Origin of the sequence: Variovorax sp. OV700 (assembly GCF_900099805.1) — a bacterium.
In the GTDB taxonomy this organism is placed as follows: domain Bacteria; phylum Pseudomonadota; class Gammaproteobacteria; order Burkholderiales; family Burkholderiaceae_C; genus Variovorax.
On the sequence record NZ_FNDR01000013.1, the window covers coordinates 12,504 to 26,681 of the forward strand.

A 14,178-nucleotide genomic window follows, 5' to 3' on the forward strand; every position below is an offset into this window, starting at 1 on the left:
TTCAGGTGGGCGCCGTCAGCGCGGCCACTGCTGCCGCTGCCAGTAGCGGTACTGCCACTGGGTGGAAAAACCGGCCCGCCGGTAGAGCGCATGCGCGGCGGCGTTATGCGCGTCGACCTGCAGGAAGACGCGCTCGAAGCCGCGCTCGAGCGCGGCCTGCGCGAGGCCCGCGAGCACCCGCCCCGCCAGGCCCCGGCCCCGTTGCGACTGCTCGGTTCGCATGCCGTGCACGCTGGCCCATCCATGGCCGAAGGCCATGGCGCCCGCGGCCACGGTGCGCCGGCCTTCGCGCACGCTGGCATAAAGCGACCCCTTGGCACGCGCCAGCGCCCGCACGCGATGCGCCCCATCCACCGGATCGAAGCCCTCGCCGAGAAACAGCGTCGCCCAAGCTTCGTCGGGCGCAAGGTCGACCTCGGCCAGCGCGGCGTCGGCCGCCGCCACCTCGCGCATGCGCTGCGCGGAGCCTATTTGCACGCAGGTCGGCGAATCGCCGACATAGTGCCGCTGCTCCAGCTCGGTTTGCAGCGCGGCAAAGCAAGGAAGATCGGCAAGCCGGAAGGCGGGCACGAACTGCCGACTGTCGTAGCGGTCTTCGATGCGATCGATCGTGCGGTCGCCGACGTCGCCGCGGTGCAAAGGAACCGCCGACCTGGCACGCTTGACGGTGCCGTCGTCGAAGGGCAGCAGCCAGCCGTCGAGTTCTTCGACGGCAAGCGGAGACACGGCGGCAACCGTGGCGCGCTCGATGGCCTCGACATCGTTCATGGCACCGCCTCCGGCGCCGTGAACCGGGCCGCCGCCACGCTCTTGAGCAATGCCTCGCGCTGGTTGCGGCTGATGCCGCGCACGCCCTCGGCCACCCACTTGGTGCGGTCAGGGTCGATGCGGCCGTCGTGCCGCCATTGCTCGAGCACCGCCTGTGGCTTGTGCAGCATGGCCGCGAGCCACACGGCCTGCGCGGGCTCCAGGTTGCGCGCCGGCCGCTTGAAATATCGCCGCGCGGCGGCTTCGGCCCCGCACAGGTTGCCGCCCCAGGGCGCGTTGTCGAGGTAAAGCTGCAGGATGCGCGCCTTGCCCAGCGTCTGTTCCATCTCGACCGCGTAGAGCAACTCGCGCAGCTTGCGTTCGGCGGTGCGGTCGCTGCCGGTCACCAGCATCTTGGCCAGCTGCTGGGTCAGCGTGCTGGCGCCGCGCTTTTGCTGGCCGTCCTTCTGGTTGTTGTCGATCGACGCAACGATTTCGGTCAGGTCATAGCCGGCGTGGGTGAAGAAGCGCTGGTCCTCGGCCGCGATGACCGCACGCGCCAGCCAGCTGTCGTTGGCGAGCTTCGACGGCGCCCCGCAGCTGGTGCGCGCGCCGAGCATCGCTTCGGTGCCCAGCCCTTCGACGGTGAACTGGCTGACGGAGGGAAGCACGACGAAAGTGCCTTCGGGCAGAGCGACCTGCGCGCGAACCGCCAACGTGCCGCCGATGCGGGAGCGCTGCAGTTCGGGCAGGTGGGGTGCTAGCACGGCATACCAGCGGGCAATGGGCGCATCCTTGATGTCGGCGCTGAAATGCAGGCCCTTGGGTGCGAGGCGCCCTTCCCATGGGCCCTGGATCACAGCCGCCGCATCGGCATTGCGAGGCGTGGCCGTAAGGGTGCCGGCCAGCGTGTTGCCGTCGCGCCTGACGGTGGCGACCAGGCCTTCGACCTGGATCGGCTGCGTGCCGAGGGCCGCGACCTCCAGGCTGCAGGGTGCGCAGCGCAGTTCGAGCAGGCCGTCCGCGGCCTTCCAGGCGAAACGGACCGTGCCGAAGCGCGTTTCTACAGAGTGGCCGTCCAGGCGCGGCGCGAGCCAAGAAGATGTGGCCAGCCGCACCGCTGCGGGCACGCCGACCTGGAAGCTCAGCGGGCCGGCCTTGACGCTGGTGCTCCACTCCCCGGGCGCCGGTGCAAGCGCGAACTTGACGATCAGGAAGACGGCCAGGCAGGCCGTCACCACGAGGGCCGACAGCGCATAAATCACGAATCTCAGGATCTTGTTCACACAACTCTCACAAGGGTCTCGCCACCGTGACGGCTTGCCACGGACCGCGCGACTGCCCGCTGGCAGCCGCCCAGTACCAAGCTGAAGTGTCGGTGAAACCAGCGCCTTCGGCATCGACGATGCGCTCGCAGACGCGGAACTTTTGCACTCCGTGCCGTTGCGCAACAAAACAGCGCCACAGTCGCTCCTGCGCGTCGCGTTCCAGGCGTGCCTGCTCGATGCGAAAACCCAGCGCGCGGTAGCAGTCGGCCGCCGGATGCAGCATGCGCGTGGGGGCGTTCACCGCGCGCATCACGATCGTCTGCGTGCCGTCGGTCATGCGGCCGATGGCACCCGGAAAACGGTCGGCAAAGCGCTGCTCGACCTCGCTCAGCGCCATCGGGCGCAGCGGTGCACCATCCCATTCGCGCGGCCATTCGTGCGCGGCCGCGGCCGCCACGGGTTCCGGCGGCGCGCGCAAGGCCGCGGCGGTCGACCACAGCAGGCACAGCAGCATCGCGAGCGCGAACGCCGCCTTGTGGCCGATGCGATTGATGAAGTGGTTAGCGAAAAAGTTTTCAAAGAACGGTGTCGACATGGCGGCCTCCCTGCGCGGTGATCAGGCCCGGAATGGGTTGGTCGGCAAATCCGGGCACCGTGCGCGCCGGCACCATCAGGCGGGCGATGCCGCCGCACACCACGGCCAGCACCAGCAGGCCGAGCAGGTTGTGCGCCCAGGACGCCAGCGGATGGCCCGCGCCTTCGAATGCAATCAGCACACTGTTGCGCAGGATGTTGCCCGCCAGCACCAGCAGCCCGACCATCGGCAGCCGGCGCAGAAAACCGCGATCGTCCTGGCGCGCCCAGAGCGCCACCGCGCACGCGGTGAAGTAGCCCAGCCACACCATCTGCACGCCCGAGCATGGCGCATCGACGATGACCAGCCGGCCGTCGACCAGCAGGCTGCTGCCCTCGCGCGCCACGCTGAAGCCCGGCGCCAGCAGCCAGCGGCTCGCCTCGGCGGTGACGACGCGCAGCGGATAGCCCGCATAGAACTGCAGCGACGACAACAGCGGCAAGGCCAGCACGGCGAGCCCCGCGATCGGCAGCGCAGCCACGCGCCGCGGCAGGAAGGCGAGCAAGCCGCACGCCAGCGCCAGCACCGCCACTAGGGCCGTCGCGAGCGGGGGGAGGGCGGGCAGCGCGCCAAGCCCCGTGCGCAGCAGCGTGGCCAGCAAGGTGCCGGCCCCCGCCAGGGCCAGCCAGCCGAGCCGCGGCGCGGCGCGCAGTTCGCGCCGACATTGCCATGCCAGCGCGGCCAAAGCGGCAAGCGCCAGGAGGCCCAGCGGATCGTCGGAGCCGTCGCGCATGCGCCGGACCATCCAGGCCCAAGTCGGTGCCAGTGCGGCGAATTGCAGCGCGAGCCAGCCAGCGGCCGGTGCGCGGTCGATGCGAATGCCCCAATCCACGATGCGCGGATGCTGGTGGGCAAGTGCGGCCAGTGACATTTGTTTTTCCCTTTTTCTTTTGCGTTCAGGCCGTGAAGCGGCGCGGGTCGTTGCGCCGCGCGCGGCGGCGCAGCATGGCGAGCATCGACAGCACCACGGCAATGGCGCCCAGCGTTTCGGGCTCCGGCGTGCTCGGCACCTCGGCGCCGAGTGCGAGTTCGCTCACGCCTTGCGGCAAGGGCAGCGGCTGGTTCACGTCCACGCTGTTCTGCGGCGCGAGGTTGCGCACCACCTTGTCCACCGCGATGAAGCTGGTGTACTGCGTCAGCAGGCTGTACTTCAGGCCGAGCTCGGTGATGCGCTCCTTGAAGGCGCCACCGCCCTCGAGCGTCTCCTGGTCGCTGAGGCTCTCGATGCGGTGGCGTGCCCACAGCGTGCGCAGCGCGGCGGTGTCCTGGCGCATCTGCGGATCGATGCGCAGCTCCTGGCGATACGGGCCGTTGGCACCGTGGCCTTCGACGATCACGCGGCCCCTGGCCTTGCCTTCGGCATCCGCGCGCCACTTGCCGAACACAATCACCGGGCGTTCGCCGAGCACATCGGGCAGGGCTTGCGGCTCCACGTCGTATACGTCGAGGCCGCCAAAAGTGATCTTCACATTGGTGAGCACCGGCGACTCCACCATGCGGCGAAAGCGCGCGGCCTGCTCGGGCGCCTGGATCGGGTCGGTGATGATGAAGGGCTCGCCCATGCCGGCGCGCGCAATGCCTTCCATCAAACTGCGGTTCACCGACGAGCCGATGCCGAAGGCGAACACATTGGCCTTGGAGAGGTTCTTGCGCACCAGCTCGAAAGCCTCGCGCTCCACGCTCACGTAGCCGTCCGTCACCAGCACCACGGTGCGCGACACGTTCTCTTCCTTCGGCTCGGCATAGACGCGCTTGAGCGCGGGAATCAGCTCGGTGCTGCCGCTGCCGCCGTAGTTCTGGATGGTGGCCAGCGCCTGCTCGATGTTGGCGCGCGTGGCCGGCACCGATTGGGGCGAGAGCATCTTGTTGCTGCCGGAGAACAGCAGCACGTTGAAGGTGTCGCTCGGACGCAGCCCGCCGATCAGGCGTTCGAGCACCGTCTTGGCGGTGTCGAGCGGAAAGCCATGCATCGAACCCGAGATGTCGACCACGAAGATGTAGTCGCGTGGCGAAATGGCGCTGGCGGCCACGGCCTTCGGTGGCTCGACCATCGCGAGAAAGAAGTTCTCGGTGCTTCCATCGGTGTTCTGGCCCTTGTAGAGCATCAGGCCCGATTCGATCTTTTCGCCCGCCAGGCGGTAGTCGAGCACGAAGTCGCGGTTGTCCGCGGGGCGGCCGTCGGCCGTGAGCACGATGTCGGCATGCCGGTCTTCATCGCTCTTCTTCACGTCGATGGCGTGGGTACTCGAGCGCACTTCCTTCAGGCCCATGGGTGTATCGATGCTGGCCTTGAGCCTGAAGCTGGTGCCGGGCGCCACCCCCGCGCGCAGCGTGGGCTGGGCCACCCACTTGGCCTGGGCGTTCTCCGACTGCGGGCTGTTGTAGCGCGGGCCCACCACGGTGGGAAACACGAACGCGTAGTTGCCCGACTGCGGCACCAGGAGCTCGGTGTAGCGCAGTTCCACCCTCACGTCGTCGCCCGGCAGGATATTGGCGACGTTCATCTGGAACACGTTGGGCAGGTGCTGCTCGAGCAGAGCGGCGGTCTTGCCTTCTTTCTTCGCGGTGTCGTATTCGATCTGCGCCTGCTGCTTCTCGCGGATCTGCGCGGTGATCAGGCGGTCGGCCAGGCGCACGTTGAGACCGCTGACCGCAGCCTTGGTCGAGCCCGGAAAAACATACTTCGCTTCGATCGCGCGCTGGCCCTCGTTGCGATAAGTCTGCGTAACGGTCACGTCGGCAATGACGCCCGAGATCTTCACCGCCACCTCGGTTCCCTTGAGCGGCAGTCGGTCGACCGAGGGGTCGTCGCTTTTCACGAAGAAGTAGGGGCTCTCGGTCTTCAGCCGCGGGCCGGGTGCTTCCTGCGCATGCACGGGGTTGAGGCTGAGCGCAACGAAGCCCGCGGCGGCCAGGCTCACGGTGGCGAGCCAGAGCCAGCGGCCGGGACGAGAGGTGGTGTGGGCATCCATGGCGGTGGTGTGTCGGTGTCCGTGCGAACTTGCACAGCCGCAACTGTCGACACCGCGCGAGAAGGAAATTGGAAGGCTGCTTGAAGTCCGCCCGCCGGACGCAGCCTTGTGTGAAGCCTGTGTGAAGTCCGCCGTCGGCCACGCTTCACACGCCCTTCGGATCGCTCGGCGAGCATCGCCGCATCGTTATCGAAGTGGAGAAGAAAACATGTTTCAGTTGTTCAAGGCCTTGCAGAGTTCGATGCTGGTCAAGGTTGCCGGCCTGCTCATGCTCACGCTCTTGCTGTGCATTCCGTTGGCCGAGATCAACTCCATCAACCGCGAGCGCGGCCGCAGCCAGCGCGAGGCGGCCGAGGAGCTTGCCGCCACCTACGCAAGCGGGCAGACCATGGTGGGCCCGCTGCTGCTGGTGCCGTATGTGGAACGCTGGATGGAGCCGCTGCGCAATGCGCAAGGCAAGGTGATCGGCCAGGAGGCGCGCAGCAAGGAAATGGCCCACGCGGTGTTTCCCGACAAGCTGCATACCGAAGGTTCGATGGCGCCGCACGAGCGCTATCGAGGCATCTTCAAGATTCCCTTCTACACGCTCAACGCCACGCTCGGTGGCGGATTTGCCGCCTTCGACCCCAAGTCCGTGGTGCACAGCGAAGCCGATTCCCGCATCGAGTTCAAGGCGCCTTTCGTCGTGTTCTACGTGAGCGATTTGCGCGGGCTCGACGGTTCGCCCACCATCGCCATCAACGGTGAGGCTTTGCGTTTCAAGCAGCGCGTGCCCGGCCTCGCGGACACCAGCTGGCTGGCCGATGCCATCCACGCGCCGCTCACCGGCGCCGCACTCGCCGCATGGGAGTCGAAGACACCGCTGCCCTTCGAGATGAAGCTCGGCCTCGTGGGACAAGACACGCTCTCGATGGTGCCGATTGCCGAAGAGACCACCGCCCATCTGAGCTCGCCGTGGGCGCATCCGAGTTTCGGCGGCCGCTTTCTCGCCACGCAGCGCGAGGTAACGCCGCAGGGCTTCGATGCCCACTGGCGCGTGTCGTCGCTCGTCACATCTGCACGCGAACAGGTGCGCGCCGGACTGTCGGAGCGGGGCGACACCAATGCCGCAGCCACGGCAGCAGCCGCCGTTGCGACGGGCCCGCGCAACCTCGGCCCGCTGCAGACCTTCGACGTATCGCTCGCCCAGCCGATCAACGTGTATTCGATGAGCACGCGCGCCGGCAAGTACGGCGCGCTTTTCATCGGCCTGGTGATCATGGCGGCCTTCATGTTCGAGCTGTTCCGGAGGCAGCGCATGCATCCAGTGCAATACGGGCTGGTCGGCCTGTCGATTGCGCTGTTCTTTTTGCTGCTGCTGGCCTTGTCCGAGAAGCTGGCTTTCTGGCTGGCTTATGCGAGCGCGGCCTCAGCGAGCGTGCTGCTGCTGGGCATCTACTTCAGCGCTGTCTTGCAAAGCTGGAAACGTGGCGCGGGATTTGGGGCCTTTGTCGCGGTACTCTATGGCGCGCTCTACGGCCTGCTGGCATCGGAAAGCAACGCCCTCCTACTCGGCGCCCTGCTGACATTCGGCATGCTGACGGTGTTGATGCTGGCCACGCGCAAGGTCGACTGGTATGCGCTGTCGGCCGGGAACCCCCGAATGCCCGAGCCGGTCTCACCTGAAGTGGCTCCGTCCGTGTAACCGAAGCTACCGACTGTTTTTTCTACTTACTGATTTTCATGGACGATTCCTCTCCTTCCACCGACCCGGCGCGCTCCGAGCGATCGATACGGCTGCGCCGCATTGCACGTTGGAGCGCCATCGTGCTCGGCTCTGGCGCGGTGGTGCTGGTGGTGGCCGCCGTCGTGGCGGTGGCTGCCATTTATCCGCGCCTGCCCGACATCTCCGAACTGGCCGACTACCGGCCCAAGCTGCCGCTGCGCGTGTATTCGGTCGAAGGCACGCTCATTGGCGAGTTTGGCGAAGAGCGCCGCACGCTGACGCCTTTTGCCAGCATTCCCAAGGTCATGAAGGATGCCGTGCTGGCCGTGGAAGACGCGCGCTTCTACGACCATGGCGGCGTCGATTACAAGGGCTTCGTGCGCGCGGCGGTGGCCAGCCTGAAGGGCGGCCGCAAGCAAGGCGCCTCGACCATCACGATGCAGGTGGCGCGCAATGTGTACCTCAGTTCGGAGCGCACGCTGAGCCGCAAGACCTATGAAATATTGCTGGCACTGCGGCTGGAGCAACAACTCACCAAGGACCAGATCCTCGAGATCTATCTGAACCAGATCTATTTGGGCAACCGCGCCTACGGCTTTGCCGCCGCCTCGGAAGCCTATTTCGGCAAGCCGCTGCAAAACATCACCACGGCCGAAGCGGCCATGCTGGCCGGACTGCCGAAAGCGCCCGGCGCCAACAACCCGGTGGCCAACCCGCGCCGGGCCCGCGCGCGCCAGCTCTACGTGATCGCTCGCATGCAGGAGACCGGCTTCATTACCGCAGAGCAGGCGGCCGAGGCGAAGAAGGAAGAACTCCATCTGCGCGATGCCGCCGACCCGAACCGGCTGCATGCCGAATACGTGGCCGAGACGGTGCGACAAATGATGTACGCGCAGTACGGAGACAGCATCTACACCAGCGGCATGAAGGTCTACACCTCGCTGGTCGCGGCCGACCAGGCAGCGGCCTACAGGTCGCTTCGCAAAGGCATCATGGACTACGAGCGGCGCCAGCCCTATCGCGGGCCCGAGCGTTTCGTCGATCTGCCGAACGATCAAAAGGAAGCCGACGAGGCAGTTGACGACGCACTGGCCGAACATCCCGACAACGGCGACGTGATGGCGGCCGTGGTGCTGGAAGCGAACAGCAAGGAAATCAACGCGGTACGCGCGAATGGCGAAACCGTGCAGATCAACGGCGAAGGCCTCCGGCCCGCGCAATCGGGCCTCGCGGCCAAGGCACCGCCCAACATCAAGATCCGCCGCGGCGCGGTGATCCGCGTGGCGAGGACACCCAAGAACACCTGGGAGATAACCCAGCTGCCTGAGGTCGAGGGCGCGTTCATCAGCATGGACCCGCGCACCGGCGCCATCAAGGCCCTGGTGGGCGGCTTCGATTTCGGCAAGAACAAGTTCAACCACGTCACGCAGGCCTGGCGCCAACCGGGGTCGAGCTTCAAGCCTTTCATCTATTCGGCCGCGCTCGAAAAAGGCTTCACGCCGGCCACCATCGTGAACGATGCGCCTTTGCATTTCGAAGCGAGCACCCCGGGCGGCCAGCCTTGGGAACCGAAGAACTTCGATGGCGGCTTCGAAGGGCCCATGCCGCTGCGCACCGCCTTGATGAAGTCGAAGAACCTGGTCACCGTTCGCCTGCTGCAATCCATCGGCGCACCGTATGCGCAAGACTGGATCACTCGCTTCGGCTTCGACAAGGACAAGCACCCCGCCTACCTGCCAATGGCGCTGGGTGCGGGCTCGGTCACGCCGATGCAGATGGCCACGGCCTATTCGGTGTTCGCCAACGGCGGCTACAAGGTCAATCCGTACCTCGTCACGCGCGTGACCGACCTGCGGGACAAGGTGCTGCTCGAGACCGAACCGCCGGCGCTCGACGAAACCCGCCGCGCCATTCCCGAACGCAATGCCTTCATCATGGATTCGCTGCTGCAAAGCGTGGTGAAAGGCGGGACCGCTGCGCGCGCCTACCAGGCGCTCAAGCGCGACGACCTGTTCGGCAAGACCGGCACCACCAACGATTCTTTCGACACTTGGTTTGCAGGCTTCCAACCCACCAACGTCGGCATCGCATGGATCGGTTACGACACGCCGCGCCAGCTGGGCGTGCGCGGCGAAACCGGCGGCAGCCTGAGCCTGCCGATCTGGATCGGCTACATGCAGACCGCGCTCAAGGGCGTGCCGGTGAGCAAGATCCCGGAGCCGCCGGGCGTCGCCAACATCGACGGCGAGTGGTATTTCGATGATTTCACGCCGGGGCGCGGCGTGGCGAGCCTGGGCGTGGAGAACGCCGAGTCGCCGCCACCGCCGGCGGAAGAACTCTCGGGCGTGCCGCTGGGGCCGCCGCCCCCGCCGGAAGAGCGCAACCGCATCCTCGAGTTCTTCCGATAGGAGAGGGCGAAGGCGGGCGACAGGTTCCGGGTGTCCCTACACTCGGTGCTGCCGCCGCTTTCACCTTTTTCGTTCCTCACGCCTCATGGAAATCCTTACCCTGGTGACGCTGATCGTCATCGGCGCCTACATCCTCAAATCACGGGACCAGCGCCAGCGCATCGCGCTGCTCGGGAGCCACCTCGGCAAGTACCAGATCGAAAATCTCATGGAGACCCTCACCGAGGGCTACCTGCGCTGCCTTGGCGAAGACGACGCCGCGCGGCGCCAGCAGATCTGGAGCCTGCTCGACTCCACCGAGCAAAAGCTCTCGGCCCAGTTCGACAGCTTTGCTGCGGAGTTCGCGCGTGTCGATGAGGCACAGGCACGCGTGAGCAAGCTGCCGCTGGCCATTCCATTCGCGCACAGGCTGTTTCCGGCCGCCACCTTCGACTTTCGCCAGGCCCTTGCCGTCCACGCACGCGGCATTGCCGAGGTGATGCGAAACGAATCCGGCCGCACACCCAAGGCCAAGGCTTTCACGATGTCGGCCGAGCTGTTTTTGATGCAGCACAGCTGCCACTGGTTCTGCAAGTCGAAGACAGTGGCGTCGGCGCGGATGCTGGCGCGGCACAAGACCTCGTACGAGCAATTGCTCGATGCCGTGAGTCCGGGAACGCGCAAGGCCTACGGCGCACTGACGGGCCAGTAATTTCTTTCTTCAGTGATGCGGCGGTAGCAGCGGCAGCGTGAGCGTGGCCACCGCGCCGCCGCGCGCCGCATTGCCGAGCTCGATGCGGCCGCGGTGCAGCGCGGCAATCTCTTTCACGAAGGCCAGCCCGAGTCCGGTGCTCTTCTTCTGGTTGTGCGGCCGCGCCAGCGAATAGAACTTCTGGAAGACTTTTTCCTGTGCGTAGTCCGGAATGCCAGGACCGCGGTCGCGCACGCTCACGCGCGCAAGTTTCGAGGTGGTCTCCAGCGTCAGCAGCACTTCGCTGTCCGGCGGTGAAAAATCGATGGCGTTGTCCAGCAGGTTGCTGATGGCGCGGCGCAGCAAGAATGGATCGCCCTCGGTGCTGGCCTCGGTTCGGATATTTACTTTCACGGCGATGTTGCGCTTGGCCGCCGCGGGCTGCGCGCTGATGGCAACGTCTTCGATCAACGAAGCCAGCGCGACCGGCTCCGTGCGGTCGAGCCCGCGTCGCGTCTCGAGCGCGGTGAGCTCCATCATGCGATCGACGATTTCCTGGATGCGCTGCGTCTCGCGTTCGATGTTCTTCAGGAAGCGTTCGCGCTCCGCATGCGGCATCGACGGTTCCTGCAGCAGCTCGGCCGCGCCGCGAATGGCCGAGAGAGGACTCTTCACTTCATGCGTGAAGGTCTGCACGTAGTCGGCCACGTAGTTGCGGCCAGTGAGCGCATCGCGCATTTCGCTGAAACCGGTGCGCACCGCATCGACCGCGCGCCGCGCCATGCGCGAAACGCTGAGGGTGCGCTGGGCGCGCACCCAGGTCCAGTAGTCCGAAATCAGCCCGAAGGGGCGTACCAGCCAGACCGAGACGATCACCGCCAGCAGCAGCAGTGCCAGCCCCGAACCCACGCCCACCCACAGCGTGCGGGCACGCGCGTCTTCCACGAACTGGCCGAAGCTCTGCACCGGCTTGCCGACGCTGACCATGCCGACGATCTCGTTGTTCCAGCGGATCGGCGCGCCCACGTACATCACCGAGGTGCGCGGGTCGCCGTCTACGTCGCGCGAAGTGCGCGCGCCGTACACGCCGGCGAGCGTGCGGTTCACGTCGCTCCATTGCGAGTAGTCAGCGCCCAGGTGCCTGCCGAGCGAATCGAACACCACGCGGCCGCTGCGGTCGGTCACGTACACGCGCAGCTCGACCCGGCTCTTGTGCAGGTTGTAGATCTGGGCCGAGAACTCGCGCGCATAGACCGTGCGGAACAGCGGCTCGAGCCGCGCGGTGGTGATGGCTCCGGCGATCACATCCTGCTCGACCAGGCTGGCGATGAGTTGCGAGGTCTCGACCAGCGATTCCTCCGCCGATTCGCGGTAGCGCGGGTCGATGTCGGACACCACGCGGTACAGCAGGAACGCGATGCCCGCCGTGTAGATCAGCAGAATCCCGATGAATATCCGCGTGCGCCGGCTCACGGCACGCTGTGGGGCAGTTCTTCGTTCAATGCGTAGCCGGTGCCGCGCAGCGTGCGGATCGGCTCCACGTCGGGCGCCACGGCCTTGAGCTTCGCGCGCAAGGTCTTCACGTGCGCGTCGACCGTGCGGTCGAAGCTGTCGCTCGCGTCGTCCCAGACCAGTTGCAGCAGCTCGTCGCGCGTGAAGACGCGTCCGGGCCGTTGCACCAGGAGCCGGAGCAGGCCGTATTCGTAGCGCGAGAGCTCGAGCAGGCGGCCGTAGTAGCGAATCTGCATGCGCTCGTTGTCCAGCGCAAACGGCATTGCGGGGGGTTGAGAGCTCGCTGGGGCCGTCGCACCCGAAATTTGAGGGGGTACCCCGTTGTTCGTCCCTGCGGCCCCTCCTGGCGCCGCTCGCGCACTGCGCCGGAGGATGGTGCGTACCCGCGCCACCAGTTCGCGCGGCGAAAAGGGTTTGGCAATGTAGTCGTCGGCACCGAGTTCCAGCCCCACCACGCGGTCGATCTCGTCGCTTCTAGCAGTGAGAAACAGCATCGGCACCTCGGCGCCGCCCTGCGACTGGTTCAGCGCGCGCAGCCGCTTGAAGAGCTCGAAACCGTTCAGGTCCGGCAGGCCCACGTCCAGGATGGCCAGAGCCGGCGGCTCCTGCGCGAACTGCGCGATGGCCTCCTCGGCGGTGGCGCACCAGACCGGCGTGAAGCCGTCGCTCTTCAAAACGTACTGGAGGGTGTCGGCAATGCCCGATTCGTCTTCGGCGATCAGGATCCGGGGTTTGAAACTCATCCCCGGATGTTAGCGAGGGGGCGCTGTTCGGCGAGGCTGGTTTTCGTGCGTGGCGCCGCGAACACGGCGCGGCCGTTCACGGCCTTTTTTTTGGGCGAAGCGCTGGATTCCTATCTTCTTCTTATTCTTCTTATTCAAATTAGTAGTAGTAGATAAGGGCGGCACCGATCTGTGGACATGGCAGTTTTTCCCTTGCGTGACAGTCACTTGTCATACCTCTGTCACTGTGCGCAGCCGTGCTTCCGAGCTGTCGCACCAAAAGGGACAACATTGGCCGACTGCCCCGCCCTGTGGATAACCGCCTGCTTGTGCCGGAACTCTCCCCAGAGTTGTCCTTTGACACGGCTCTCGAATTCTGCGAAAGACGGTTTTCGGCGCGAGAAATTCATTGCCTCATATTTGGGCAGACTGTAGATTTCTATTTGAAATCAACCACTTAGCTTCCCCTTACAAAGAAGTGCGGGTGTTATCCACAGAGTTGCCCAAGCTTTGTGGGGAGAACCCGCGGCGGAACCTTCGCGCCTGATGTCGAACGAACTTTGTCCTTCAACCTTTGGAAATTCGAACGTGACCCCTTCCGAAACCAAGGCCATCGTGACGCTGAGCTTGCTGGCCGCCTTCGTCGACGGCGAAAAACACGAGCGCGAACGCGCCGAGATCAAGCGCATTGCCGAGGGCCTGTCGCAGGCTGACGGCGTGAGCCTCCCCACGCTCTACCAGGACGTGCTGATGAAGCGTGTCTCGATGGCATCGGTGGCGGGCGAATTGCAAAGCACCGATTCGAAGCAGCTGGCCTATGAAATGGCGGTGTGCGTGTGCGATGCCGACGGCACGCAGTCGGAAGCGGAGCGTATGTTCCTGACGGACCTGCGTACTTCGCTCGGTCTCGATGCCTCGGCGGCGCAGTTTTCGCGTCAGGCGGAAGACATTGCGGCGGCGGTCCCGGTGGCGGCTACCGGTGCAGCCGCGGTATCAACGGCCGCACCGGTGCCATCCCCCGACGTCGCGGAGCTCGACAAGTCGATCCTCAACGCAGCCATCCTCAACGGCGCGCTCGAACTGCTGCCCGAAACGCTGTCGACCATGGCGATCATTCCGCTGCAGATGAAACTGGTATATCGCATCGGCAAGGCCCATGGCTACGAACTCGACAGCGGCCACGTGAAAGATTTCCTGGCCACGGTCGGCGTGGGCCTGACCTCGCAATACCTGGAACAGGCCGGTCGCAAGCTGCTCGGTGGCCTGCTCGGAAAGATGGGCGGTGGCTTGCTGCGCGGCCTGGGCAACCAGGCCGTGAGTTCGGGCATGAGCTTTGCCTCGACCTACGCGCTGGGCCATGTCGCCAAGCGCTACTACGCAGGCGGCCGCACGCTTTCGACGCAGATGCTGAAAGACAGCTTCTCGAACGTCGTGCAGGAAGGGAAGGGTCTGCAGACCCAGTACCTGCCAGCCATCCAGGAAAAGGCCCGCACCCTCGACGCCGGCAAGGTGCTGGCGCTGGTCAGGGGCGCTTGAAGCC

At 65.8% G+C, this 14,178-nt stretch carries 11 protein-coding genes; 4 read left to right on the forward strand and 7 right to left on the reverse strand.

Features of this window, described 5'->3' with window-relative positions; all coding sequences use genetic code 11:
- Nucleotides 1–15 precede the first annotated feature (15 nt).
- From BLR24_RS24540 to BLR24_RS24560, 5 genes are read right to left on the reverse strand one after another with little or no spacing between them, the layout of a single operon-like run.
- On the reverse strand, nt 16–768 hold the full coding sequence (locus BLR24_RS24540) for a GNAT family N-acetyltransferase (protein ID WP_093022074.1): 753 nt from the start codon (nt 766–768) through the stop codon (nt 16–18).
- Nucleotides 765–2,033, reverse strand: a complete 1,269-nt coding sequence (locus BLR24_RS24545; RefSeq protein ID WP_093022077.1) for a biosynthetic peptidoglycan transglycosylase — start codon at nt 2,031–2,033, stop codon at nt 765–767. Before BLR24_RS24545 ends, BLR24_RS24540 begins: the two co-directional genes overlap by 4 nt.
- Nucleotides 2,034–2,040: 7 nt before the next feature.
- Nucleotides 2,041–2,610 carry a hypothetical protein gene (locus tag BLR24_RS24550; RefSeq protein ID WP_093022079.1) on the reverse strand — a complete coding sequence of 190 codons (570 nt, stop codon included), beginning with the start codon at nt 2,608–2,610 and terminating at the stop codon, nt 2,041–2,043.
- Nucleotides 2,591–3,520 (reverse strand): exosortase Q, encoded by a 930-nt coding sequence (gene xrtQ / locus BLR24_RS24555; protein ID WP_093022082.1) that lies wholly within the window; start codon nt 3,518–3,520, stop codon nt 2,591–2,593. Before xrtQ ends, BLR24_RS24550 begins: the two co-directional genes overlap by 20 nt.
- A gap of 25 nt (nt 3,521–3,545) precedes the next feature.
- Complete coding sequence (locus tag BLR24_RS24560; protein ID WP_093022085.1) at nt 3,546–5,621, reverse strand: VIT and vWA domain-containing protein; 2,076 nt, start codon at nt 5,619–5,621, stop codon at nt 3,546–3,548.
- 208 nt (nt 5,622–5,829) lie between these two features.
- On the opposite strand from BLR24_RS24560, the gene creD reads away from it, so the two are divergent.
- The 3 genes from creD (at nt 5,830) to BLR24_RS24575 (ending at nt 10,425) form a co-directional block, all read left to right on the forward strand.
- Entirely contained in the window at nt 5,830–7,305 is a 1,476-nt protein-coding gene (gene creD, locus BLR24_RS24565) for a cell envelope integrity protein CreD (protein ID WP_093022088.1), read from the forward strand.
- Between the two features lie 38 nt (nt 7,306–7,343).
- Nucleotides 7,344–9,734, forward strand: a complete 2,391-nt coding sequence (locus BLR24_RS24570; RefSeq protein ID WP_093022091.1) for a penicillin-binding protein 1A — start codon at nt 7,344–7,346, stop codon at nt 9,732–9,734.
- Between the two features lie 85 nt (nt 9,735–9,819).
- Nucleotides 9,820–10,425 carry a hypothetical protein gene (locus BLR24_RS24575; RefSeq protein WP_093022094.1) on the forward strand — a complete coding sequence of 202 codons (606 nt, stop codon included), beginning with the start codon at nt 9,820–9,822 and terminating at the stop codon, nt 10,423–10,425.
- A gap of 9 nt (nt 10,426–10,434) precedes the next feature.
- On the opposite strand, the gene creC is transcribed toward BLR24_RS24575, so the two are convergent.
- Nucleotides 10,435–11,877 carry a two-component system sensor histidine kinase CreC gene (gene creC, locus BLR24_RS24580; protein WP_093022097.1) on the reverse strand — a complete coding sequence of 481 codons (1,443 nt, stop codon included), beginning with the start codon at nt 11,875–11,877 and terminating at the stop codon, nt 10,435–10,437.
- The gene (gene creB / locus BLR24_RS24585) at nt 11,874–12,659 is read right to left on the reverse strand and encodes a two-component system response regulator CreB (protein WP_093022100.1); all 786 of its coding nucleotides are present in this window, start codon (nt 12,657–12,659) and stop codon (nt 11,874–11,876) included. The genes creC and creB overlap by 4 nt, the downstream gene beginning before the upstream one ends.
- A gap of 567 nt (nt 12,660–13,226) precedes the next feature.
- On the opposite strand from creB, the gene BLR24_RS24590 reads away from it, so the two are divergent.
- Nucleotides 13,227–14,174 carry a YcjF family protein gene (locus BLR24_RS24590; RefSeq protein ID WP_093022103.1) on the forward strand — a complete coding sequence of 316 codons (948 nt, stop codon included), beginning with the start codon at nt 13,227–13,229 and terminating at the stop codon, nt 14,172–14,174.
- Nucleotides 14,175–14,178 lie beyond the last annotated feature (4 nt).

What these genes read in the sequence shown, in the direction of transcription:
- BLR24_RS24560 (WP_093022085.1), bottom strand. Translation starts at nt 5,621, where the DNA reads ATGGATGCCCACACCACCTCTCGTCCCGGCCGCTGGCTCTGGCTCGCC.
- BLR24_RS24550 (WP_093022079.1), bottom strand. Translation starts at nt 2,610, where the DNA reads ATGTCGACACCGTTCTTTGAAAACTTTTTCGCTAACCACTTCATCAAT.
- BLR24_RS24575 (WP_093022094.1), top strand. Translation starts at nt 9,820, where the DNA reads ATGGAAATCCTTACCCTGGTGACGCTGATCGTCATCGGCGCCTACATC.
- BLR24_RS24540 (WP_093022074.1), bottom strand. Translation starts at nt 768, where the DNA reads ATGAACGATGTCGAGGCCATCGAGCGCGCCACGGTTGCCGCCGTGTCT.
- xrtQ (WP_093022082.1), bottom strand. Translation starts at nt 3,520, where the DNA reads ATGTCACTGGCCGCACTTGCCCACCAGCATCCGCGCATCGTGGATTGG.
- BLR24_RS24570 (WP_093022091.1), top strand. Translation starts at nt 7,344, where the DNA reads ATGGACGATTCCTCTCCTTCCACCGACCCGGCGCGCTCCGAGCGATCG.
- creB (WP_093022100.1), bottom strand. Translation starts at nt 12,659, where the DNA reads ATGAGTTTCAAACCCCGGATCCTGATCGCCGAAGACGAATCGGGCATT.
- creD (WP_093022088.1), top strand. Translation starts at nt 5,830, where the DNA reads ATGTTTCAGTTGTTCAAGGCCTTGCAGAGTTCGATGCTGGTCAAGGTT.